The organism is Sphingobium sp. D43FB, assembly GCF_002312805.1.
Classification (GTDB): domain Bacteria; phylum Pseudomonadota; class Alphaproteobacteria; order Sphingomonadales; family Sphingomonadaceae; genus Sphingobium.
Map to the genome: position 1 here is coordinate 1 of NZ_NMUA01000322.1, position 245 is coordinate 245.

Below are 245 nucleotides of genomic sequence, written 5' to 3' on the forward strand. Positions count from 1 at the left end.
CTGTCCGGCGGTTCGAAAAGCATGGGTGCCGGTGCCACCGGTATTCGGCGCAGCAAGCGCACTACAAGGCTGACCAAGCAGCAAGGGTCAGGCGCTTCGTCCGGTTCCTGGAAGATCAAGGCTACGTCGAAGTCGACGACGGGATCGACGATCTGCCACGGCACCTCGCCGACTATTCCGATGCGATCGATCGCCTGCAACTTGCCGAGGGACCGGCACAGGCCTATCGGTCCGAGGCCGAGCAT

Annotated in this window: 1 pseudogene; it reads left to right on the forward strand. The window is 62.9% G+C overall.

Going from position 1 to position 245, the window contains the following annotated elements:
• Positions 1-245: pseudogene (locus SxD43FB_RS24545) on the forward strand (integrase); the annotation flags it as partial.